Raw genomic sequence first — 22,371 nt, forward strand, 5'->3', positions numbered from 1 at the left:
ATCAGCGGTCCACGTCCAGCCAGCCCCACATCGACACGAACAGCGCCACCGCAGTGGCGGCGCCCAGCAGGCTGTGGATGTAGAACAGCGCCAGCGGCACCGCCCAGATCATGAGGCGCAGCGACTGGCTGTAGTACAGGCCCGCGCGCATCAGACTGCGCTCGCCCAGGGTCTGCCATGACCGGCGCGCAGCGGACTCCACCGGCATGCCCGCCACGAAACCGGCGTGGTGGTAGTTGCGCGCCGCCAGCATCGAGGTCAGAAATGCGAGTGCCAGCAGCACCAGCACGGCGAACGCGTTCCAGAAGGCCAACCCCTGGTCGGTGCCCAACGGTGGAAAACCGTGGTGCCACCACTGCGACGGCCAGTGGCCCTGGGTGAGCGTGAGCCCGCCCATGAAGGCCAGGGTGGCGGTGGTCGCCGTCATGGTGCAGGACATGAGCGAGTTGCGTAGCGTCTGGACCCCCAGCACTTCGGTGCCCTTGTGCTGCGCAATGGCCGCAAACCATTCCTGCCGCAACCGTGTATGGGCGCGTGTGGCGGAAGGTGCCCACGCCCAGTGCCGCACAAGGTACAGCAACGGCAGCGCGGCGGTGAGGAGAAACAGCAGGGAGTCCATGTGCATCGCTATGAATTAAGGAGCTTATAGCGCTTTTTGGTATTGGTTTTCAATGCGTTACTGCAATGAATTCAGCCAATGACAAGCGCTGCCAGCTATTTTTTCAGGAGCGCGTGCGGCGATCCCAGAAGTGTTGCAGCTGCATCCCCGCCAGCATGGCGGCCACGAACAGCCAGACCTCGCCGCGCAGCGTCCCCAGGTTCATCACGGCCGGGCCGGGGCAGAACCCCGCCAGGCCCCAGCCAATGCCGAACAGCGCCGCGCCGGTCAGCAGGCGTTTGTCCACCGCGGTGGAGGAGGGCAGCTGCATGGGGTCTCCCAGCAGCGAGGTCTTGCGCTTGCGGGCCCAGGTGAACGCCACCAGGCCCACAAGAATGGCGCCCCCCATGACGAAGGCGAGCGAAGGGTCCCATGCGCCGAAGAAGTCCAGGAAGTTCTGTACTTTTGCGGGATTGCCCATGCCCGACAGGATCAGGCCCAGTCCGAAGACCAGGCCGGCGAGCAGTGATGCGATGGCAGAAGCCATGGTGTTTCTCCTTGAGATGGGGTCAGGCCAGCACGTGACGCACCACGAACACCGTGGCGGCGCCGGCACCGATGAAGGTCAGGGTGGCGGCCAGGGAGCGCAGCGACAGGCGCGACAGCCCGCACACGCCATGGCCGCTGGTACAGCCCGACCCCAGCCGGGTGCCAAAACCGACCAGCAGGCCGGCCAGCACGATGACCAGCGGGTTGCTGGGCATCTCCATGGGGGGCAGAGGGGCGATGAGCTGCCAGACCAATGGCGCCGCCACCATGCCGATCACGAAGGCCGCACGCCAGCCCCAGTTGGCAACGCTGGCCCAGCTGCTGCGCTGCAGCAGCGCGCCCACGATGCCGCTGATGCCGGCGATGCGCCCCAGCAGCACGATCAGCAGCGCCGCGGCCAGGCCGATCAGCATGCCGCCGGCCAGCGATGACCAGGGGGTGAACGAATTCCAGAGGATGGTCATGGGATCAAGCTCCTTGCTTGCAGAAAAGGCGATGGATGGCCTGCATCAGCTGCAGTGCGCGGTCGTCCGCCAGTTGGTACCAGATGAATTTGCCTTCACGGCGGGTTTGCACCAGCCCGTCGCGGCGCAATACGCCCAACTGCTGTGACAGCGTGGGCTGGCCGATGCCGGTGAGCTGCTCCAGCTCGCCCACGGTGCGCTCGCCTTCGGTCAGCTGGCACAGCAGCATGAGCCGGTCTTCGTTGCCCAGCAGCTTGAGCATGGTCACGGCTTCGCCCGCATGGGCGCGCATGGCGGGCAGGTCCAGGGTCGTGGCGTCGTCAATCATGATGGAGGTGCAAAACAATATGTTTTCATATAATATATCAAAAAATAAATTGTTGTTGGCTGGTGGTGCTGCTTCGGCACTTCCGTCTTCATTGCGAAAGGACCTTCATGCCCCACGCCTCCATGCATATCGAGCCCTTCTTCGACCCCGTGACGGGCACCGTGAGCTATGTGCTCGCAGACACCGACGCCGGCCAAGCGGCCGTGATCGACCCCGTGCTGGATTTCGAGCCGAAGTCCGGCACGCTGACCAGCGCCTCATCGGACCGCATCATTGAATACGTGCGCCGCCAGGGCTGGCAGGTGCAGTGGATCCTGGAAACCCACGCACACGCCGACCATCTCTCGGGCGCGCAGCACATACGCCACCACCTCGGCGGCAAGGTCGCCATCGGCGCGCACATCCGCGCGGTGCAGCAGCTCTTTCGCAGCGTGTTCCATTTCGAGCGCAGCTTCCTGCCCGACGGCAGCCAGTTCGACCACCTGTTCGAGGTCGGCGAGACCTTCCATGTTGGCGGCCTGGAGCTGACGGCGCTGCATGTGCCGGGCCACACGCCTGCCGACATGGCCTACCGCGTGGGCGACGACGTGTTCGTGGGCGACACGCTGTTCATGCCCGACGTGGGTACGGCCCGCGCGGACTTCCCGGGCGGTGACGCCGCCACGCTGTACCGCTCCATCCAGCGCCTGCTGGCGCTGCCCGCGCACACCCGACTGCACATGTGCCACGACTATCCGCCCGAGAACCGCGCACCCGCCTGGGTCAGCACCGTGGCAGAGCAACGCAGCGGCAACATCCATGTGCACGAGGGCGTGACCGAGGCCGCGTTCGTGCAGATGCGCACCGCGCGGGACGCCACACTGGCGATGCCCACGCTCATCCTGCCTTCGGTGCAGGTCAATGTGCGCGCCGGCAAGCTGCCGCCCGCGCAGGACGACGGGCGTACCTATATCCAGCTGCCCATCAATGCGTTCCTGAAAGGGGCTGGCGCGCCGCAGGGCATGTCGTGATGCCGGCGGCGCACCTCTTTGCGCCAGCGGCCGCGTTGCTAAGGGGCGGAGTGGCCGCTGATGAGCGCGAGGTGTTGGGCCAGCGTGGCAGCCGACAGCTCGCCCACGCGCACCGCGGCCAGACGGCCGAGGCGGTCATAGAACAGGGTGGTGGGCAGGGCTTTGTGGCCCAGCGCGCTACCCAGCTGGCCCGCTGAGTCCAGCAGCACATCGGCGGCCGGCAGGCGCTGCTGCGCAGCAAACCGGGCGACTGTCTCGGGAGGCTCCCCCTGGTTCACCCACAGAAAACGCACCTGTGACTGGGGCGACTGGGCCTCGCGCGCCTGCAGCATGACGGGCATCTCGCGCCGGCAGGGTGGGCACCAACTGGCCCACAGGTTCACCACCACGGGCTGCCCCTTCAGTTCTGGCAGGGCGACCGTGCGCGCATCCAGCGCCACGCCTTGCCATGAGGGCAGGGCGGCCTGCTCGCGCGGTGCCGTAGCCTGCAGCACGCCCCAACCCAGCAGCCATACTCCGGCGAATGTGGCCAGCCCTGCCGTGGCGCTCTGCCGCCATGGGCTGCGGCGCAGCCACAGCAGCGCGACATAGAGCAGCGCGGCGCCCAGGCCCGCCCAGGGCGACCACCCGCCGTCGCGGATGTCGAGCACAGCCACCGGCGCGCTGGCATACAGATCCGCATAGCGCAGCACAAAGCCCAGCCGCGCCGCGATCAGTGCGACCAGGGGCAGCCGCCAGCCATGCGGGCCGCCCGTCAGGCCACGCCGTGCGGCCAGTCGCTCATGCACCATCGTGCCCAACTGCCAGGCGCCCAGGAGCACCAGCAACATCCACGGCAGGACCAGTGGGCCCAGGTGCAGTACGCGGTCCACGGCGGCGTCAGTCCCTTGCCGCCGAAGAGGTCACTGCCAGCGCCGGAAGGCACAGCCGCGCCCGCAGGCCGGGCTCGGCCGGTTCCAGCGTCAGCGTGCCATGGGCGCTTTCGGCGATGCGGCGCACGATCGTCAGGCCCAGGCCGCTGCCGGGCGAGGTGCTGGACTTGCGCCAGAAACGCCGCAGCGCTTGCTCGCACTCCGCAGGGGTCAGGCCGGGGCCTTCGTCGCGCACACAGACTTCCACCGTGCCCGGGCCGGCATCATCGGCTTGCCAGCGCAGCGTGGCACTCACAGGGGCGGGGCCCTGGTGATGGCGCAGCGCGTTGTCGATCAGGTTGGTGATGGCGCAGGCCAGCAGCGCGGGGGGCAGCGGTAGCTGTATTGCCTGCCAGGCTGCCGGGTCGGCGGGTATTTCTGCCGCGTCCAGCGGTGGGGAGGGCAACTGAATGCCCTCGTTCTCGGCACGCTGCAGGGACTGGCTGCAGGCCAGGCGGAAGGCCTGCGCGATGCCGGTGCCCACGGTGGCGCGCGCCTCTCCCGCGCTGGCGCTTTCCACGCGTGCAAGCTGCAGCAGTTGCTCCAGCGTGGCGTGCATGTGGTCGATGCCTTCGCCCGCTTGGCGCAGTGCGTTGGCGGCCTTGTCGGGGCTGGCGTTGTTGTTGCCCGCGGCAAGTGTCAGCTGCGCCACCTGCACATGGGTCTTGATGGCGGTGAGCGGCGTGCGCAGCTCATGCGCCGCGTCGGCGGTCCAGCGGCGCTCGTGTTCCATGCTGGCGTCCATGCGCGCCAGCAACTGGTTCAGGCTGTCCACCAGCGGGGCCAGTTCCTTGACGTCGCGGCCCGACTGCACGGGCGTGGGGTCGTGGGGTGGGCGCTGCACCAGCTCCTCGCGCAGGCGCTGCAGCGGGCGCAGGCTGCGCGTGCCCATCCACCAGGTCAGCAGCAGGATGACGGCAAGCGCCAGCACGAAGGGCAGCACCAGCGTGCGCACGAAGGTCTGCACCAATTGGTCGCGCACATCCAGCCGGTCGGCGGTGGCCACGCGCACGCCCTTGTCCTCCAGCACATAGGTGCGCCACTGCTTGCCGCCCTTGGTGATCTGGCCAAAGCCCGCGCTGCCGGCAGAGGCCATGTCCGGGATGTTGTTGGTGCGCGCGATGGGCAGGATGTCCACTTCGCTGCGCACCAGGCTCACCTCGCAGGCCACGCCATCGCGGCCAATGACCGACAGCAGCGCATCGTTGCTGGCGCGCGGCGCTGCCGCCAGCTCGGCCTGCTGGAACTGCTGCACGATGCCCACCACCATCCGGGCCGATGCGATGAGGCGGTCGTCCAGCAGCGTGCGCAGCTCGCGCTGCATGTTGGTGAACTGCCAGATCGCCACGCCGCTCCAGACCAGGCAAATGGTCAGGCTCAGGCCCAGCACCAGCCGAACCCGCAGGCTTTGCATAGGTCGTGCCGTCATGCCGCACCGCCGCAGTACCGCGCGCCCAGCCGAAAGCCCAGGCCCCGCACGGTGTCGATCACATCGGCGCCGAGCTTCTTGCGCAGATGGTGCACGTGCACGTTCACGGTGTTGCTGTCCACGTCCTGGTCCAGGCCGTACAGGCTGTCATGCAGCTGCGCCGCGCTCAGCACGCGCCCATGCGCCTGTAGCAGGGCCTGCAGCAGCGCCCATTCGCGACGCGAGATGTCTATCGCCACGCCGTTGCGCGTGACTTCGCCGGTGGCCATGTTGACCTGGCAGTCGCCCAGCGCCAGCAGGTCGCTGGTGCGCCCGCCCGCGCGGCGCAGCAGGGCGCGCAGGCGCAGCACCAGCTCCTGCAGGTCGAAGGGTTTGGTCAGGTAGTCGTCGGTGCCGGTCTGAAAGCCGGCCACCTTGTCCTCGATGGTGCTGCGCGCGGTAAGGATCAGCACCGGCAGCGCCAACCCCTTGGCGCGCCACTGGCGCAGCAGGCTGATGCCGTCGCCATCGGGCAGGCCCAAGTCCAGCACGCAGGCATCGAACTGGCGGCTGGTCATGTGGGCCTGCGCCTGCGCCACGCTGCCCGCGGTGTCGCTGGTGAAGCCGTGCAGCTCCAGCCCGGCCTGGATGCCGCTGGCCACCAGCGCGTTGTCTTCGACGATCAGGATGTGCATGCGGCCCGCTTGGCAAAAGCCCGCATTCTAGGAACGGCGCGTTATCCCCACATTAACGGCGCACCCGCTGCGCCGGTATCATTGACTGTATAAACGCACAGTCTTTTGTATGCCGCAGCCCGGCCCTGCGCCTGCACCGCACCGCTTTTACTACCTGCACAACTTCCAGCGTGCGCTGGACTGGCTGCACACGCGCTATGGCGACCTGCTCGGTGTGGACGACCTGCAGTTCCTCACCGACTTTCGGCAACTGCCCCAGGCCGCACAGGCCCTGCTGGTGCGCATGGTGATGCGGCGCAGGCCGTGGTTTCGCGCGAGCAAGCTGGCCTATGACGAGATTCCCGACACGCGCGACGCTGCCGCGCCGTTGCTGTCGCGGGGCTGGCTGTGCGCCGATGCGCCCCTGGGTCTATCGGAGCTGTTCGCTTTGCACACCAAGCGCGAGCTGCTACAGATTTTGCAGGGCACTGCGCTGCACCCCACCATGCGCAAGGCCGAGATGCTGCAGGCCCTGGTCGACCGCGCTGACCTGCGGCAGCCCTACGCCGCGTGGCACCCGCACGCCGACGAGCCCGTTTGGCACGTGACGGTGGGCGCGCGCTGCGAGCGCCTGCGGCTCATGTTCTTCGGCAACCTGCACCAGAGCTGGGCGGAGTTCGTGCTGGCCGACCTGGGCGTGTTCCGCTACGAGGCCGTGCCGCTGGACGCTGCCTCGCGCGCCTTCCAGCATCAGGCCGATGTGGACACCTACCTCGCCCTCAGCGCCTGCCGCCAGGCGCTGGACGCGGAGGGCTTCGACGCCGCTGCGCTGCTGCAGGCCCTGGCCGCCGCGCACAGCGCCACGCCGTGGCTGGAGCAGCGCCGCGCGCGGGTCCTGCTGCGCGTGGGCCAGGCCTGCGAGCGCGCGCGCGACTGGCCGCTGGCCGCCCAGGCCTACGCCGCCAGCCGCGCCCCCGGTGCGCGCCACCGCCAGATCCGCGTGCTGGAGCGCATGCAATGCTCCGATCAGGCCCTAGCCCTTGCCCATCAAGCGCTGGCTGCTCCTGAAAGTGAAGAAGAACACCAGCGCGTGGCGCGCATGCTGCCGCGCCTGCGCCGCAGCCTGGGGCAGGGCGGCGGGCCGCGCCGGCCCGCGCTGGCCCCGGCCGTGGCTGCGCTGCGCATGGACGTGGAACTGCCCGCGCCCACGCCGCCCCAGTCGGTGGAGCACGCGCTGCGCGCGCACTGGCACTGCGCCGAGGCACCGGTGTTCTATGTGGAGAACACGCTCGTCAACGCGCTGTTCGGCCTGCTGTGCTGGCCGGCCATCTTTGCGCCGTTGCCGGGCGCGTTCTTCCACCCGTTCCAGAGTGGCCCGGCCGACCTGGGCGCGCCCGACTTCGTGGCGCGCCGCCAGGCCCTGTTCGACGCCTGCCTGGCCGAGCTGCACGACGGTCGCTACCGCGCCACCATCGTGCAGCGCTTTGAAGAGAAGCACGGCACCCAGTCGCCCTTCGTGGCTTGGGGCGCGTTGAGCGCCGAACTGCTGGCGCTGGCGCTGGACTGCATTCCGCCGGCGCACCTGGAGCGGCTGTTCGCCCGGCTGCTGCGCGACGTGCAGGCCAACCGCACCGGCCTGCCCGACCTGGTGCGCTTCTGGCCCGGCCGCCCGCCCGGGGCCGAGCGCTATGCGCTGGTGGAGGTGAAGGCCCCCGGCGACAAGCTGCAGGACAACCAGATCCGCTGGCTGGATTACTGCGTGGCGCAGGGCATTCCGGTGCAGGTGTGCCACGTGCAGTGGTGCGGCGCGGCATGACGGCCGCCCCGCGCCCCCACGTGGTGGCCGTGCGCGCGCTGTGCGAGTTCACGGCCCGCACGGGCGACCTGGACCTGCGCTTCACCCCCGCTCCCAGCGCCCTTGAGGGCATGGAAGGCCACCGCGCCGTGCAGCAGCGCCGGGGCGCCGGCTACGAGGCCGAAGTGCCGCTGACCGGCACGTACGACCACCTGACGGTGCGCGGCCGTGCCGATGGGTGGAACGCGGCGCTGGGCCAGCTCGAAGAAATCAAGACCTACCGCGGCACGCTGGACAGCGTGCGCCCCCACCACCGCGCGCTGCACTGGGCCCAGGCCCAGGTGTACGGCCACCTGCTGTGCCAGGCGCGCGGGCTGGCGGGGCTCAAGCTTGCGCTGGTCTATGTGCACGCCACCACCCATGCCGAGACCGTGCTGGTGCAGGAACACACCGCCGCCGCGCTGCAGGTGTTCTTTGCCACGCAGTGCCAGCATTACCTGGCCTGGGCGCACAGCGAGGCCGCGCACCGCCAGCAGCGCAACGCCGCCCTGGCGCGGCTGCGCTTTCCGCTGCCCGCGTTTCGCGCCGGGCAGCGCGAGCTGGCCGTGGCCGTGTACCGCACCGCACACCCCAACGCGGAAGGTGCCAGCGCCCCCGCCGGGCGTTGCCTGCTGGCCCAGGCGCCCACCGGCATCGGCAAGACCCTGGGCACGCTGTTTCCGCTGCTCAAGGCTATGGCGCCCCGGCCACGGTGCCCCGGCCACGGTGCCCCCGGCCACGGTGCCCCGGCGATCACCACGCCAGGGCAGGGCGGGCCGGCGCCGGCCGCTGCCGCATCCGGCGCCGCCGCCGATGCGGTGCCCAACGGGGATACGGAAGTCATCAAAAAAGAGAGCGCGCCCCGCGCACCCAGCGGGCTGGAAAAGCTGTTTTTCCTCACGGCCAAGGGCACGGGCCACGGCCTGGCGCTGCACGCGCTGGCCCAGTTGCAGGGGCACTGGCACCCCACGCGCCCGGCACGCCGCTGCGCGTGCTGGACCTGCACGCGCGCGACAAGACCTGCGAACACCCCGGCAGCGCCTGCCATGGCGATGCCTGCCCGCTGGCGCGCGGCTTCTTTGACCGGCTGCCCGCCGCCCGCGCCGCCGCCGTGCAGCAACCCGCGCCGTGGGATGCGCCCGCCGTGCGCAGCGTGGCGCTGCAGCACGGTATCTGCCCCTACTACCTGTCGCAAGAGCTGGTGCGCTGGGCCGACGTGGTGGTGGCCGACTACCACTACTACTACGACAGCGCCGCCATGCTGTACGCCCTCACGCAGCAGCAGGGCTGGCGCGTGGCCGTGCTGGTGGACGAAGCCCACAACCTGCTGGAGCGCGCGCGCAGCATGTACACCGCGCCGCTGTCCCCCTTCGAGCTGGCCGCCGCACGCCAGGCCGCCACCGGCACTGTGAAGAAGGCACTCGACGCGCTGCACCGCCAGTGGAACGCGCTGAACAAGACCGTGGGCCAGGCCGCAGAAGACGCTGGCACGCCGGGCGCACCCGGCGCACTGCACACCGGCGCCACCGCACCCGCGCACCCCCTCGCCGCCACGCCCACCTACCAGGCCCACGCCACCGTACCGCCCGCGCTGCTGGGCGCGGTGCAGCGTGCCGTGGGCGCCATGGCCGAGGCCCAGGCCGACCAGCCCCTGCCGCCGGGCGACGCGGTGCTGGTGTTCTACTGGTCGCTGCTGCACTTCCAGGCCCTGGCCGAGCAGTTCGGCCCGCATGCGCTGTTCGACCTGCAGCGCACCGCCACGCCACCGCGCAGCCGCAGCGGGCGGGCCCGCGCACCCGCCACCACGCTGTGCATCCGCAACGTCATGCCCGCGCCGCACCTGGCCGCGCGCCACGCGGCGGCGCAGGCCACGGTGCTGTTCTCGGGCACGCTCAGCCCGCCGCAGTTCTACCGCGACCTGCTGGGCCTGCCGCCCGACACCGCCTGGCTGGACGTGGCCGCCCCCTTTGCCGCCCACCAGCTGCAGGTGCGCGTGGCCCCGCACATCTCCACCCGCTGGCGCGACCGCGAGGCCTCGCTCGCCCCCATCGCCGATCTGGTGGCCGCGCAGTACGCGCACCAGCCCGGCAACTACCTGTGCTTTGCCAGCAGCTTCGACTACCTGCAGCGCGTGGCTGCCACCCTGGCCCAGCGCCACCCGCAGGTGCCCCAATGGCAGCAAACGCGCGAGATGGACGACGCCAGCCGCGCCGCCTTCCTCGCCCGCTTTACCGAGGGCGGCCAGGGCGTGGGCCTGGCCGTGCTGGGCGGCGCCTTTGCCGAAGGCGTGGACCTGCCGGGCACCCGCCTGATCGGCGCGTTCATCGCCACGTTGGGCCTGCCGCAAGTGAACGCGGTGAACGACGCCATGCAATATGCGCTGGATGAGGTGATGGGCCCTGGTCAGGGCTATGCCTGCACCTACCTCTACCCCGGCCTGCGCAAGGTGGTGCAGGCCGCAGGCCGTGTGATCCGCACCGAACAGGACCAGGGCGTGGTGGTGCTGATGGACGACCGCTTTCAGCGTGCAGAGGTGCGCGCGTTGTTGCCACGGTGGTGGCAGGTGGGGTGAGGGGCTTGGTTCGGATGTGGGGCAGCACGCGTGCCCGTGATACCGAAAGGCGCTGGATGCTATGAATTTGGTAGCTGCTAGCGCTTATCTAAAGCGCCTTAGCGGCCTATTTAACTGATAGGCCGGCAGGATTTAATTCCCCGAATCGGCTTGAAGGGAAAGCTGATTTTTCAGTGAAATGCTCAGAAGGCGCTGAGCAAAGACCGCGCTTCAAAGGCTGTGGGGCAGCTTGCGGCCAGAAGGGGCCGGTCGCAACGCCTGCTGGGCTGGCTGCTTCAGGCTGATCTCCGACACTCGAACCTAACGCCTGAAAGTTCGCGTGTTGCGCAACTGGTCATTGGCCGAGCAGGGTCTCAAGCGACCGCTTTGTTGCTCAGACCGGTCACTCTATTGATGCGAGCCGGGCAAGGTAGCAGGAGCAACTGATCACACCAAGGATGAATTGGTTCTCCCGACCCGCTGCGGTCGGTGTTGATGTAGGCAACGATCCCAGAAAACCGTCCGAGAAACCGGGGGAATCCCACCCCGGATACTTGGCGGCACGGCTTATCGGAACCATTGCGAAGAGCATCCGCAGTTGGCCCGCGGGTCCGAAACACGTAGCCAAGGTCTTCTCAAAGAATTAGATCGGCCAGAACCATAGAACGTCCAAAAGCATTCTCTGGTGTGGTGACCTCATGGCTGCACCGAGCAGTGCGAAGCTGCCACATGAGCCGCTCGGTGCGATGCCTCGTAGTGTGCAAGCAGCTCATTACCATTTAACGCAACGAGCAAATTTTCAGCAGCGCGCAACTCGATAGCGAGACGGACCTTCTTCACAGCCGATCCGATGTGGGGAGTGAAGACGGTGGAGGGGTGTTGCAAGAGTTCCGGATGAATCTGGCGAGGGCGATCTGCAAGCAGCCAGTCCTCCATCTCATAGACATCGGCGGCGTATGCACCCAGGCGCTCGTCCTTGAGCGCCCGTGCCACGGCAGCCTCGTCCACAACCGAGCCTCGCCCAATGTTGACCAGGATCTGCCCCCGCCGAACACCTTCAAGCATGGTGTCATTGACGAGGTGACGCGTTACGTCCAGCAGCGGAACGGCCAGAATGACATAGTCGGATTGCGACAGGGCCTCACCCAGGCTCACCATGGTCAGGCGTTCGTCATCACCATGCGGGTCCACGCCCAGCAGTTGAGCGCACCCGAAGCCACAGAGACGGTCCACAATGGCCCGCCCAACGGCGCCAAGTCCGACGACCGCCACTATCGAGCCGTGCAACCCCATTCCGTACAGCTGGGGACGCCATCCTGCGTAGCTCTTGCGAACACTGACGTCACCTGCCAGCACATGGCGCGCGGCGGCGATGGCCAGCCCAATGGCGAGTTCTGCCGTGGGTTCTGTGAGCAGGTCAGGAACGAAGCTCACGCTGACACCGGCTTGCGCACATGCCTTGAGGTCAAAGTTGTCATACCCCTTCAGGGCGCAAGCGATGGTCTTGAGCCTGGGAGCGTGCAACAGGGTTCGCTGATCTACCCGGTCAGGCATGAAAGCCATCATTGCGTCGGCATCCTTCAGATGACGGTGGAGCTCGGCCTCGCTCCACGGCTCAGGACCGGGATTCATCACCACTTCACCAACCTGCATAAGACGCGCCAGTACCTCTTCATGAATGGGCTGCGTCACCACAATTTTCGGCATCATTACCTTCCTCTCTCTTTCTATTTCAGATGTTTGCGAAGCGCCGACCCAATGCCGTCGACCACGAGCACGCATATGAGGATGGACAGCAAAATGGCGGAGACTTCGTCGTACTTGGTCAGGCGCAGAGCCGCCATGAGTTCAAAGCCAATGCCGCCCGCACCCACGATGCCCATCACTGCCGATGCGCGAAAGTGATATTCCCATCGGTAGATGGTGATGTCCGCCAACTGGGGCAAAACCTGCGGTAACACAGCATGGGTGATGACCTGAAACCGGCTTGCGCCCGCGGCCTTAGCGGCCTCCAGAGGTTTCGGGTCCACGTGCTCTATGGCTTCGGCGTAGAACTTGGCCACCATGCCCGTGGAATGCAGGGCCAACGCCAGCACACCAGGCAATGCCCCAAAGCCCACGGCCGCGACGAACAGAATGCCCAGGATGATTTCAGGCACAGACCGAAATGCAGCCAAGATGGTTCTGACGATTCGCCCAACCACCGCATTCGGCGCGGTGTTGGGCGCCGCCACCAGGGCCAGCGGCAACGACGCCAGAACGGTCAGCGCCGTGCCTGCGATCGACATGGCTAAGGTGTCACGCAATGGAATGACCCAGTGCTCCCAGCGCTCGAAATTCGGCGGCACCATCTCAGAGGCCAACTGCTGAATGGCAGGAGCCCCTTCGATGAAACGCTGCGCGTCAAAGAAACCGGTGACAAACAATGCCAGCGTGCAAACGAGCAGGACTACGCAGGCTGCGCCCAGCCGTCTGAGTCGCCGCTGTCCGTCAATGGCAATGATGGATTCCAAGGCTACCGATGTCATTTCATGCGTCCCAGATCAAGCTTGAGAATCTGTGCTGTGTCGCGAAGAATGTCGTAGGCCTTGTCATCGGTCGCGGCAAAGGCCTCGATACGGAATGATTTGAGAATCTCGGCGTCCTTCATCTGAAGAAAGGCGGCTCGGATGGCTTCCTTGAGCTCCGGCGTGAGATTACCTTGCATCGCAATGGGATAGTTCGGAATGGGTGCCGACAGTTCAAGTTGCACAATCTTGTTGGCATCCACCATGCCCTTTGCGATGAGGTTGTCCAGAATGGTTTTTGACAGAGCGCCGGCGGGAACCTGCCCTGCCTGAACAGCTCGGGCCACGGCATCGTGCGTGCCCAGGTGAACGGGGCGGTAGTCAGTCTCGCCGTTCAGTTGGTGGTTTTTAAGCAAGTGCGCGCGCGGTACAAGGTGACCGGACGTCGAAGCCTGATCGCCAAAGCCAAAAGGCTTTCCACGAACGTCAGCCAGGGTCTTGACCGGGCCGCCCGCCGTGGCAATGAGAACCGACTGGTAGGTCGGAGAGCCGCGCTCCACGCCAACGGCAAAAGGCTCAATGTTGGGCGCCTTGGACTTGGCCAGTACGTAAGAGAACGGTCCAAAGTAGGCCACCTCGATGCGGCCAAAGCGCATGGCTTCAATCATCGACGAGTAGTCCGTAGTCACCGTAATCTCTATTTCCTTCTTCAGGGTCTGCTCCAGATACCGCTTCAGAGGCTGTGCGTTCTGAATGATGGTGGCGGCGTTTTCGTCCGGCAACAGTGCAACGCGAAGCTTGGAAGGATTTTTGCCCTCGGCATGGGCGCCAAGTGGCAACAGGGCGGCCAAAGTGACGGCAGCGATAAATTGGAAACGGCGACGATTCAGCACGGTAAAAACTCCTTGGATTGAGAGGGGGAATCAAATTGACTGCCCATGTTGGCAGGTGACGACTTCGCGTACAGGGCAGACTGGGCTTCTTCCGTCAACTGCGCTGCTGTCCCGTCGAACACCACCTGGCCCTGGCGAAGGCCCACAATGCGGTCGGCGAACATGCGCGCGAGGTTGACTTGATGCAGACTCACGATGGCCGTGAGTCGGTCTTTCTTGCAGATGTCGTGAAGCAGGGTCAACACACTCTGCGCGGTCGCCGGGTCGAGGCTGGCCACCGGCTCATCGGCCAGCAGCAGGCGGGGCTTTTGCACCAAGGCACGCGCAATGCCAATGCGTTGTTGTTGCCCACCAGACAAGGTGTCTGCCCGTGCTAGGGCTTTCTCAAGCAGGCCTACGCGGTCAATGGCCGCCAGCGCCTCCAGCTTGTCAGCCTTGCTCCAAGGCCACAACGACGCCAGAGATCCGCGGGTGGCGAGCTTGCCCATCAACACATTGGCCAGCACGCTTTGCCGCCCGATCAGGTGGTGCTGCTGGAACACCATGCCGCAGTGGCGCCGATGCTCAAGAAGGTTGCGTTTTGAGACGGTGCCGCCCGGCAGATCGGCCACCGACACCTCTCCGTCTGTGGGGCTAACCAAGCCATTGATGCTGCGCAGCAGCGTTGACTTTCCCGCGCCCGACGCGCCCAGCAGCACAAGGAACCCGCCATGCTGTACCTCCAGCGAGGTGGGCGCAAGCGCTGTGTGACCATCGGCATAGGTCACCGTGATACCCCGCAAGCTCAGATGGCTCTCGCGAATTGCAGTTTTCATAGCTCGGTTTCATTTGTTGTGGTGCGCTAGACGCACACCAGGACTCAAGTGGTCAGAGGTATCTCTCGGGAAAGAGGAGGTTCTGGAAGAAACAGCTTCAGTGGAAGCACAGCTCAAGTCTGGGTGACCAAGGTGTCATGAATATGAAACTTTCATCCCTAAAAATGAGGGCACCCATAGATCACATCAATGTCTGGACTCAGCCTCCTCGCAGCCTTGAAGGCCTTTGACGCAACGGCCCGAGCCGGCAGCATGACCGCTGCCGCGAGAGTGCTCGCTATTCAACAACCGACTGTTTCTTCACACATACAGCGCCTGGAGGTCGACTTCGGCGTGGAGCTTTTTCATCGGCGCGGGCGGCGGCTTGAACTCACGTCCTTTGGACGCACTCTGTTGGACTACACCCGGCGTACCTTCAGTGGCGAGGAAGATGCGCACGCACTGCTCGCTGCTGCGAAAAATCAATACGTAGGGCGACTGGTCATCCATGCCATCGGGCCGCACAACGTGCTGCCCGTGTTGAAGCTGTTCATGAAACAGTTCCCCCAGGTCAACGTGGCTGTTGGCGTAGGCGACTCGCGAACCATCACCGAAAAGATTCTTGACTACCAGGGAGACGTGGGCATGGTGCTCAATCACGTCGCTCACCCAGATCTATTTGGCGCGGCTTACCGTACCCAGCGATTGGTGATATTCGGCAACACCCAACACCCACTCGCGCAACGGGCCACTCTCAAACTGCGTGATCTGCAGGGTCAGAGGTTCGTCATCCGAGAGGAAGGATCGACGACCAGACGCGTGTTTGAACAAGAACTAAAGGAGCGAGGCGTCGAGGTGCAGGTGGCTCTGGAGATGGGCAGCCGCGAGTCCGTTCGAGAGGCGGTGGCGGAGGGGCTGGGCCTAGGCGTCGTGGCGGAAACAGCCTACAGGCCAGATCCTCGCCTTGTTAAGTTAACTATTTCAGACACCAGCATGGCGACACAGGTGCACTTCATCTGTAGAAAGGAGCGGCATCAAGCTCCTCTGATCTCGACCTTCCTGGGTTTGGCGCATAGCGTAAGTCAGAAAATTGCCTAGGTATGGAACTTGGATTCCATGCAGCCGTGGGGCATGGGACCGAGGGGCAACTGTTCGCCTGTAGGCCGACTTAAGTTAAGGGTTGTAGGACGCCCGTAATCGCGCGGCGATCCCATCTTGACTGCGGGGCGCGGTCGTGTATCTGAATATGCGCTGTCAGGCTGACTGCCAGCGGTATGGCAGCAGCTCGCCGATCTGGGTGGCGGGCTGCATGGGCAGGCGTGCCATGACATCGCGCAGGTAGGCGTAGGGTCGTGCCCGTTCATGGGGAGACGTGTGCTAGACCATGACTGCAGCTCCCTCGATACCGGTCATCGATGCTGCCGCGCTGCTGGGTGAGCCAATGACAGCTTTGTGCCAGGCACCGTGAACTCAGGTCACGGCCGCGACCGACAGCAACCGCTGCAAAGCAGCCGTTGCTCGTTACAGATCGGACGGCGGCTCAGGGTCGAAAGCCGCCGCTGATAAAAAAAGCCCATCGCAGTTGCGATGAGCTTTTACATTCAAGAGCACCTGCGCCCGCAAGCGCCCGGTGCTCAGCACCCGGCAGGCATCACACCTTCCGCACCTTCACCGGCAACCCCTGCCGCACCACGGCCCCCGACACCCAGTCGATCCAAACGTTGTCCTTGGCGGGACGGGTGGGGTCGGCAAAGCCCAGCGCGTTCAGATTCACGCCGTTGCCGTGCTGCGGGTTGTGGGCCATTGGCTTGCCGTCCACGGTGTGGATGGCGGCGCCCAGCTGCTTGTGGCCGTAGCCGTATTCGATGGCCAGGGCGCCCTGGGCGATGCCGCTGCGCACCAGGGCCACGCCCTGCAGCTTGGCGCCGGGGGTGCTGACCTCGATGCGGTCGCCGTTGGCGATGCCGAGCTTGGCCGCATCCTCCTTGTTCAGGCTGATGGGGTTGTGCGGGTGCACCTGGCGCAGGCGCGAGGCGGCGATCGACATGCTGCTCATCAGGTTGGACTTGTAGCTGCTCATGGTCAGCGGCCAGTCCTGCTCGGTGAAGCGCTCGCGCATGCTGCTGCCGTCGGCAAAGCGGGTGGGGAACCAGGTGGGGCAGCCCACGTAGCGCTCGCCGGTCATGGAGTGGCGCATCTTGGCCAGGCCCTCGTGCCACAGTTGCACCGGGAACTTGTAGGCGGCCTTGATCTGCTCGCCCTTCCAGGCGTCTTCGATCTTGTCGAAGCGCCCGCCACGGCTCATCACCATGGCCACGCGGCGCACCTCCTCGGGCTTGAGGCGCTTTTCCACTTCGGGCATCCAGCGGGTGACGCCGGTGAGGGCGATGTCGTCGTCGCTGGCTTCGGGCACGGGCTTGCCGGCCTGGTAGGCGATGTTGCACATGCCGCGCAGGTAGAAGTCTTCGGCACTTTCCAGGTCGAGCGGCTCGCCGTCCTTGGTGCTCATCGCGCCCTTGCCAAAGCCGGGCAGCTGCAGCTGCTTGGCCACGGCAAAGACGAAGCTCTCGAAGCTCACCGGCTTGCCATCGGCCGTCTTGGCGGTGGCGGGCTCCACGGTGGGCCAGCGCACGGTGCTGCTCTTGGCAATCACATCGGCCCAGGGGGCGCCGATGCCCCAGCTTTCGTACGTGACGGTGTCGGGCACGATGTAGTCGGCCAGGGCCGAGGTCTCGTTGATGAAGGGGTCCACCGACACGAACAGCGGCAGCTTCTTCGGGTCCTTGAGGGCACTGACCAGCGTGTTCTCAAAGCCGCAGATGGCATACACCGGGTTGCTCATGTGGTTGATCCACGCCTTCACCGGGTAGGGGTAGCCGAGCAGGCCGGCGGCCAGCATTTCGCTGCTCAGGCCCCCGGGCGCCGGGTACCACGGCGCCTTGGCGGGGTAGGGGTTCTGGCCGGCTTCCTTCTTGCGCTTGAACTCGCTGGTCTTCTCGTACGGAAAGCGCGTGCGCGACAGCGCCACGCCCGTGGCCTTGACCGCACCCTCGAACTGCGCGAAGTTGTAGCGCGGGCCGGGGCCGAAGGGGCCGAACGGGCCAGCGTCCAGCACCCAGCCGCCCTTGACGTTCAGGTTGCCGATCAGGTTGTTCAGCATGGCGATGGCGTAGGCGGTGTAGAAGCCCGCGCCGCTCATGGTGCCGCCGTGCGAGTTGGCCACAGCCTGCTTGCCATGGCTGGTGAATTCGCGCGCCAGGTCTTCGATGTCTTTCACCGGCACGCCGCACAGGTCGGAGTATTCCTGCAGCGTCTTGCGGCGCGCTTCCTCGCGCAGCTTGACGAACGATGTGCACACGGCGATCGGCGCGGGCTCCTCGGTGGCGCCCGCGGCCTTCAGGGGCGTGAACTCGCGTTCCACCACCAGCTCGGCCGGCTCGGCCACGGTGTGGGGCACCAGCTTGACGCCGCCGTTGCCATCGGCCACCTGCACCACGTACACGTCTTCGGCCGGGGTCTTCTCGTCCACCGGCTCGGGCATGGGCAGGCCGAGGTCGGCGCCGCGCAGGAACTGGCCGTAGCGCGGGTGCTTGGGGTCGTTGATGAGCAGGTGGGTGGCGTTGCTCCAGCTGGCCTCACCGGCGGCGGCCATGGCGGCCGGGCCGGGCTGGGTGAGGTACTTGGCGTCGTAGCGCTCGTTGTCGATGATCCAGCGGATCAGCGCCATGGCCAGCGCCAGGTCGGTGGCGGGCTTGATGGGCAGCCAGCGGTTGTTGTCGCCGGCCGCGTGGCTGGACGACATGGGCAGCACGGGCGACACCACCACGTAGCGGTAGGTGTTGTCGTCGCGCGAGCGGGCCTCGGCCAGCTCGCGGCCCTGGCGTTGGAAGGGGTTGCCCGCCTGTGCGGGTGCCGTGCCCAGGAACAGGCCGAAGCGCGAGTTCTTCCAGTCCGGCTTGCCGTGCGGCATGCCGGGGATGTTGCCCAGGGCCGCCGCCGTGCCCACGCGGTAGGTCTGGCCGCAGTAGGCGCCGTGGTTGGCCACGTTCACCGTGCCGAAGGACTGGCGCGCAAAGCGGTTGATGAGCGGGGTGCGGCCTTCGTTGGAGGCGTCGGTCACCAGCAGCTGGTTGGCCTTGGGGCCGTACTCGGGGTTCTCGGGGTCGATCAGCGTTTGCACGTCGCGGATGGCGGCCAGGCCGTCCACATGGCCTTCGCCGAACAGGTCGCCGCCCTCGCAGATTTCCTTGACCAGCTGCTCCAGCGAGATGCTCTTCCACTGGCCGGAGCCGCGCGGGCCCACGCGCTTGAGCGGGGTGAGCACACGGTGGGCCGCAGTCTGGTGCTCCAGCATGGCCGAGCCGCGCGCGCAGCTGGTGGCGCGGCCTTCCAGGCCGTTGTCGCCGCCCAGCAGGGCGTACACCTCGCGCACGGGCGTTTCCATGGGCGCGTGGTGCGTGGTGGCCAGCGGGTGGTAGGGGTTGCCGGCAATGCGGATGATCTTGTTGTGCTCGGTATCCACGCGCACGCGCACGCCGCACTGCGTCCAGCAGCCCAGGCAGCTGCTGGGGCTGACCACCTGGCCCGGCTGGGTGGTGAGCTGGCCGGTCACGGGGTCGATGCGGAACTCGGGCGTGAGCGAGTTGCCACGCGTGGCGCTCTTGGTGGCAGTGCCCGAGGTGCCGGTCACCAGCCCCTTGGCGCCCTTGGCCACGGTTTCGCCGTAGCCGGCGGCAAAGGCCGCCAGGCCACCGGCCACCGCGCCGCCGCGCAGCAGCAGGCGGCGGCGGTTGGCGTCGGGGTGGGCCTCGGTCTCGGGAGAGGAATGCGGTTTCTTGTCAGTCATGGTCTGTACCTTCAAGGGCAGCGCCAGCGGGTATCACTTCAGTATTGATAGCTGCTCGCGCTTGCTGATATTGCGCTAAAGGCCGATTTGTCTATGAATTTCAGGCGGCGGTGGCCGTGGGTGCCTTGCGGGCCGGGAACAGCTCCAGCGCCCAGCTCGCCAGCCCGACCAGTGCCACGCACAGGCCTGCCACACCCACCATGCCCAGCAGCCCGTCGCCGCCCAGGGGCATGTGGTACAGGTACAGGCCCGCGCCGAACTTCGGCACGCCCTGCACGCCCATGAACAGCGCCCAACGGAAGGCCCAGGCGGCGGCCAGCCCCAGGCCCAGCACCAGCGTGTAGCCCTTGGCATGCAGGCGGTGGCGCCCGCGCAGCAGCGCGCCCAGCACGGCGGCGCCACCGACGGCCGAGCCGATCATCGTCAGGCGCCACACGGGGAAGTCGTTCCACAGGCGCAGCGCGGCGTTGAACGAGGGGCTGTCGCCGCCCAAGCCGCTCGCGGCCCAGGCCAGCGCCACCACCAGCAGCGCGCCGGCCAGCGCCAGGCCCATGCCGCGCAGCGTCTGCAGCGCTTCAGCGCCGGGGCGCAGCGCGGCGGGCAGGAAGCGCTCCAGCACGAAGGCCGCGCCCACGGTGGCCAGCCAGCCGGTCAGCGCCAGGTTGACGGGCACCCACAGCGTGTTCCACAGCGGGCGCGAGCGCACCACCATCATCTCGGCGCCGGTATAGACCGAAATGGTGAGCGCCGAGAGCACGAGCAGCGGCGCCAGCAGGCGCATCCAGCCAGTCTTGCCCAGCCACCAGGCGGCGCACATGGCCACGCTGAGCGTGACGAACACCGGCAGCAGCAGCGCGCCGACCGACATCCACGACCAGGGCGTGAAGTGCGCATAGAAGTGCCAGAAGCGCGCGGGCTGGTGGAGGTCGGCCAGCAGCGACACGGGGGCGGCAATGGCGCTGACGGCCAGCGTCAGCACGGCCGCGGGCAGCAGGCGCTGCAGCGTGCCGCCGTCTTTGCCCCAGGCGCACAGCGCGGCCAGGATGGCGGCGCCGGTGGCCACGCCGACCAGGAAGAAGTACTGCACGGCCCAGGGCAGCCAGGCCGCCTCGTAGTGCGGGGTCAGGAGTTCGATGATTTGCATGGTGCGCTCCTTGGGGTTCAGTGGTCGGACAGCAGGCGCACGCTGGCCTGGCCGTCCACGCCGTTGACGAACGCATCGGGCAGGCCGATGTAGTACACGCGCGGCGAAGTGTTCATGCCGGGCTTGAGCACCTTGAGGTCTTCCTTGTGTTCGGCCATGCGGCGGTTGATCTCGCTGCCCTGGTCGTTCAGGTCGCCGATCACGCGCGCGCCGCCCACGCAGCTTTCCACGCAGGCGGGCAGCAGGCCGGCCTCCAGGCGGTGCTCGCAGAAGGTGCACTTGTCGGCCGTCTGCGTCTCGTGGTTGATGAAGCGCGCGTCGTACGGGCAGGCCTGCACGCAGTAGCCGCAGCCCACGCAGCGCTCGTTGTCCACCAGCACGATGCCGTCGGTGCGCTGGAAGGTGGCCTGCACCGGGCACACGGGCACGCAGGGCGGCTCGTCGCAGTGGTTGCACAGGCGCGGCAGGCTGACCATGGCGGGCGCGCTGCCGTCATCCTTGTTGATCTCGTACTGCAGCACCGTGGTGCGGAACTGGCCGATGGGCGGCTGGTTCTCCACCGAGCAGCTCACCGTGCAGGCTTGGCAGCCGATGCACTTGCGCAGATCCACCAGCATGCCGAAGCGCTTGCCCTCCATGCCGGGGCGGCGCGGCGGCTGGCCCGGCGCGAAGGGTGTGGCGGCCTGGCTGGCGCCGGCCAGGCCAAAGGCGGTGGCCAGGCCGACGAGTTCTTGCAGGAAGGTGCGCTTGCCGGGTTGCGGCGCGGCGCAGGCGGTGGGGGAGGGGGGACTTTTTGACATAAATACTTTGAATATTTACTGCGTAGATGCATTATTCTCCTCGCATCCTGATTATCCGTTTGATTAACGTCAAATGACTTTGTTGATATTCTTCTTGGATTGTTTTGGTTAAACTTTTTTAGTTTATTAATTGAAAATTAATGAAATATTAAATAATCCCGAGCAATTGCGTATGGAATGTGGAGCGGCCGCAAACGGCCATACGTGCGGGTTCCGGGCCCCGCGGGAAGTCAGCCTTCTGGGCTTGGGGATACGAATGCCATCCTGGGTACCAAAATCCGAAAATTGCCGATGAATGGGCGGTGAGGCGATATGCCTCAATTGCCGCCATTCCGATTAAAAATATCGGTTATTGCCCGCGCCGGCGGAGTGCCTGTTACCCACAAGGGCCAGGGGCGGCGCTACAGTGGGGCGCATGGACGCTCACCAACTGCCGCTCGCCGGCGTGGAGCCCGATGCGCCACGCCCCAACCACCATCTTTTCTTTGCCGTGCTGCCCGAGCCCGGAGCGGCGCAGGCTGCGGCCGATCTGGCGCAGACGCTGATTGCGCGGCACGACCTGCAGGCGCAGGTGCGCGCGCAGCGCCTGCACGCCACGCTGCTGTCGCTGGGGTGGGAGCCTGCGCTGTCGCCCCGGCATCTGCAGTGGGCGCGCGACGCGGCGCAGCAGGTGCGGGCGAGGGCGTTCTCGCTGCGGTTCGATCGGGTGTTGAGCTTTCGCCGCGCGCCGCAGGCCAAGCGGCCCTGCGTGCTCTGCGGCCCCGCCGACGGGCAGCAGGGCTTCATCGCGTTGTACGAGGCGCTGCACACGGCGCTGTGGTCGCAGGTGCGGGGGCTGGACGGCGTGCCCCATGCGCCGCACATCACCCCGCACATGACGCTGTGCTACAGCCGCCAGGCCGCGCCCGAGCAACCCGTGCCGCCGCTGGAATGGACGGTGCGCCGCTTCGTGCTGTTGCACAACCTGCGCGGCTCGCCCGGCCCTTACGAGGTGTTGGGCGAATGGCCGCTGGCGGATTGATTGCTATCGTTTATATAGCTGTTGGCGCTTGATGGATAA

At 66.5% G+C, this 22,371-nt stretch carries 18 protein-coding genes and 2 pseudogenes; 5 read left to right on the forward strand and 15 right to left on the reverse strand.

Going from position 1 to position 22,371, the window contains the following annotated elements; all coding sequences use genetic code 11:
- Position 1: 1 nt before the first annotated feature.
- The 4 genes from HND92_RS07880 to HND92_RS07895 all read right to left on the reverse strand — a co-directional run bounded on the left by HND92_RS07880 (position 2) and on the right by HND92_RS07895 (position 1,939).
- On the reverse strand, positions 2–619 hold the full coding sequence (locus HND92_RS07880) for a DUF599 family protein (protein ID WP_253940121.1): 618 nt from the start codon (positions 617–619) through the stop codon (positions 2–4).
- A 103-nt stretch (positions 620–722) separates the two neighbouring features.
- On the reverse strand, positions 723–1,145 hold the full coding sequence (locus HND92_RS07885) for a YeeE/YedE family protein (protein WP_088887017.1): 423 nt from the start codon (positions 1,143–1,145) through the stop codon (positions 723–725).
- Positions 1,146–1,167: 22 nt separating this feature from the next.
- The gene (locus HND92_RS07890) at positions 1,168–1,611 is read right to left on the reverse strand and encodes a YeeE/YedE family protein (protein WP_011805641.1); all 444 of its coding nucleotides are present in this window, start codon (positions 1,609–1,611) and stop codon (positions 1,168–1,170) included.
- Between the two features lie 4 nt (positions 1,612–1,615).
- The gene (locus tag HND92_RS07895; RefSeq protein WP_047349308.1) at positions 1,616–1,939 is read right to left on the reverse strand and encodes a metalloregulator ArsR/SmtB family transcription factor; all 324 of its coding nucleotides are present in this window, start codon (positions 1,937–1,939) and stop codon (positions 1,616–1,618) included.
- A 107-nt stretch (positions 1,940–2,046) separates the two neighbouring features.
- Between HND92_RS07895 and HND92_RS07900 the strand changes: the two genes are divergently transcribed.
- Positions 2,047–2,949: an MBL fold metallo-hydrolase gene (locus HND92_RS07900; protein WP_172206672.1), complete on the forward strand. Its 903-nt coding sequence runs from the start codon at positions 2,047–2,049 to the stop codon at positions 2,947–2,949.
- 38 nt (positions 2,950–2,987) lie between these two features.
- Here the strand turns inward: HND92_RS07900 and HND92_RS07905 are convergent, their stop codons facing one another.
- The 3 genes from HND92_RS07905 to HND92_RS07915 are packed head-to-tail and all read right to left on the reverse strand — an operon-like array spanning position 2,988 to position 5,963.
- A complete protein-coding gene (locus HND92_RS07905) occupies positions 2,988–3,821 on the reverse strand; it encodes a TlpA disulfide reductase family protein (protein WP_172206673.1) in 834 nt (277 codons plus the stop codon).
- Positions 3,822–3,828: 7 nt separating this feature from the next.
- The gene (locus HND92_RS07910; protein ID WP_172206674.1) at positions 3,829–5,289 is read right to left on the reverse strand and encodes an ATP-binding protein; all 1,461 of its coding nucleotides are present in this window, start codon (positions 5,287–5,289) and stop codon (positions 3,829–3,831) included.
- A complete protein-coding gene (locus HND92_RS07915) occupies positions 5,286–5,963 on the reverse strand; it encodes a response regulator transcription factor (RefSeq protein WP_172206675.1) in 678 nt (225 codons plus the stop codon). Before HND92_RS07915 ends, HND92_RS07910 begins: the two co-directional genes overlap by 4 nt.
- A gap of 109 nt (positions 5,964–6,072) precedes the next feature.
- On the opposite strand from HND92_RS07915, the gene HND92_RS07920 reads away from it, so the two are divergent.
- Complete coding sequence (locus tag HND92_RS07920; protein WP_172206676.1) at positions 6,073–7,758, forward strand: VRR-NUC domain-containing protein; 1,686 nt, start codon at positions 6,073–6,075, stop codon at positions 7,756–7,758.
- Positions 7,755–10,348 (forward strand): annotated as a pseudogene (locus HND92_RS07925) (ATP-dependent DNA helicase). Before HND92_RS07920 ends, HND92_RS07925 begins: the two are co-directional and overlap by 4 nt.
- A gap of 675 nt (positions 10,349–11,023) precedes the next feature.
- On the opposite strand, the gene HND92_RS07930 reads toward HND92_RS07925, so the two are convergent.
- From HND92_RS07930 to phnC, 4 genes are read right to left on the reverse strand one after another with little or no spacing between them, the layout of a single operon-like run.
- Positions 11,024–12,037 carry a phosphonate dehydrogenase gene (locus HND92_RS07930; RefSeq protein WP_172206677.1) on the reverse strand — a complete coding sequence of 338 codons (1,014 nt, stop codon included), beginning with the start codon at positions 12,035–12,037 and terminating at the stop codon, positions 11,024–11,026.
- Positions 12,038–12,054: 17 nt separating this feature from the next.
- Complete coding sequence (gene phnE / locus HND92_RS07935; protein WP_066698153.1) at positions 12,055–12,855, reverse strand: phosphonate ABC transporter, permease protein PhnE; 801 nt, start codon at positions 12,853–12,855, stop codon at positions 12,055–12,057.
- Complete coding sequence (phnD, locus tag HND92_RS07940) at positions 12,852–13,727, reverse strand: phosphate/phosphite/phosphonate ABC transporter substrate-binding protein (RefSeq protein ID WP_172206678.1); 876 nt, start codon at positions 13,725–13,727, stop codon at positions 12,852–12,854. The genes phnE and phnD overlap by 4 nt, the downstream gene beginning before the upstream one ends.
- On the reverse strand, positions 13,721–14,542 hold the full coding sequence (gene phnC, locus HND92_RS07945) for a phosphonate ABC transporter ATP-binding protein (RefSeq protein ID WP_035242057.1): 822 nt from the start codon (positions 14,540–14,542) through the stop codon (positions 13,721–13,723). Before phnC ends, phnD begins: the two co-directional genes overlap by 7 nt.
- 189 nt (positions 14,543–14,731) lie before the next feature.
- Between phnC and HND92_RS07950 the strand changes: the two genes are divergently transcribed.
- Positions 14,732–15,619, forward strand: a complete 888-nt coding sequence (locus HND92_RS07950) for a LysR substrate-binding domain-containing protein (protein ID WP_015913025.1) — start codon at positions 14,732–14,734, stop codon at positions 15,617–15,619.
- A gap of 156 nt (positions 15,620–15,775) precedes the next feature.
- Here the strand turns inward: HND92_RS07950 and HND92_RS07955 are convergent.
- From HND92_RS07955 to dsrO, 4 genes and pseudogenes are all read right to left on the reverse strand, one after another.
- Positions 15,776–15,885 (reverse strand): annotated as a pseudogene (locus HND92_RS07955) (transposase domain-containing protein); the annotation flags it as partial.
- Between the two features lie 287 nt (positions 15,886–16,172).
- Positions 16,173–19,367, reverse strand: a complete 3,195-nt coding sequence (locus HND92_RS07960) for a tetrathionate reductase subunit A (RefSeq protein WP_172206679.1) — start codon at positions 19,365–19,367, stop codon at positions 16,173–16,175.
- Between the two features lie 100 nt (positions 19,368–19,467).
- Positions 19,468–20,511 carry an NrfD/PsrC family molybdoenzyme membrane anchor subunit gene (nrfD, locus tag HND92_RS07965; RefSeq protein ID WP_172206680.1) on the reverse strand — a complete coding sequence of 348 codons (1,044 nt, stop codon included), beginning with the start codon at positions 20,509–20,511 and terminating at the stop codon, positions 19,468–19,470.
- A gap of 17 nt (positions 20,512–20,528) precedes the next feature.
- Entirely contained in the window at positions 20,529–21,311 is a 783-nt protein-coding gene (dsrO, locus tag HND92_RS07970) for a sulfate reduction electron transfer complex DsrMKJOP subunit DsrO (protein ID WP_172206681.1), read from the reverse strand.
- Positions 21,312–21,726: 415 nt separating this feature from the next.
- On the opposite strand from dsrO, the gene HND92_RS07975 reads away from it, so the two are divergent.
- A complete protein-coding gene (locus tag HND92_RS07975) occupies positions 21,727–22,332 on the forward strand; it encodes a 2'-5' RNA ligase family protein (protein ID WP_172206682.1) in 606 nt (201 codons plus the stop codon).
- The last annotated feature ends 39 nt before the right edge of the window (positions 22,333–22,371 follow it).

The organism is Diaphorobacter sp. JS3050 (assembly GCF_013154915.1).
In the GTDB taxonomy this organism is placed as follows: Bacteria; Pseudomonadota; Gammaproteobacteria; order Burkholderiales; family Burkholderiaceae_C; genus Diaphorobacter; species Diaphorobacter nitroreducens.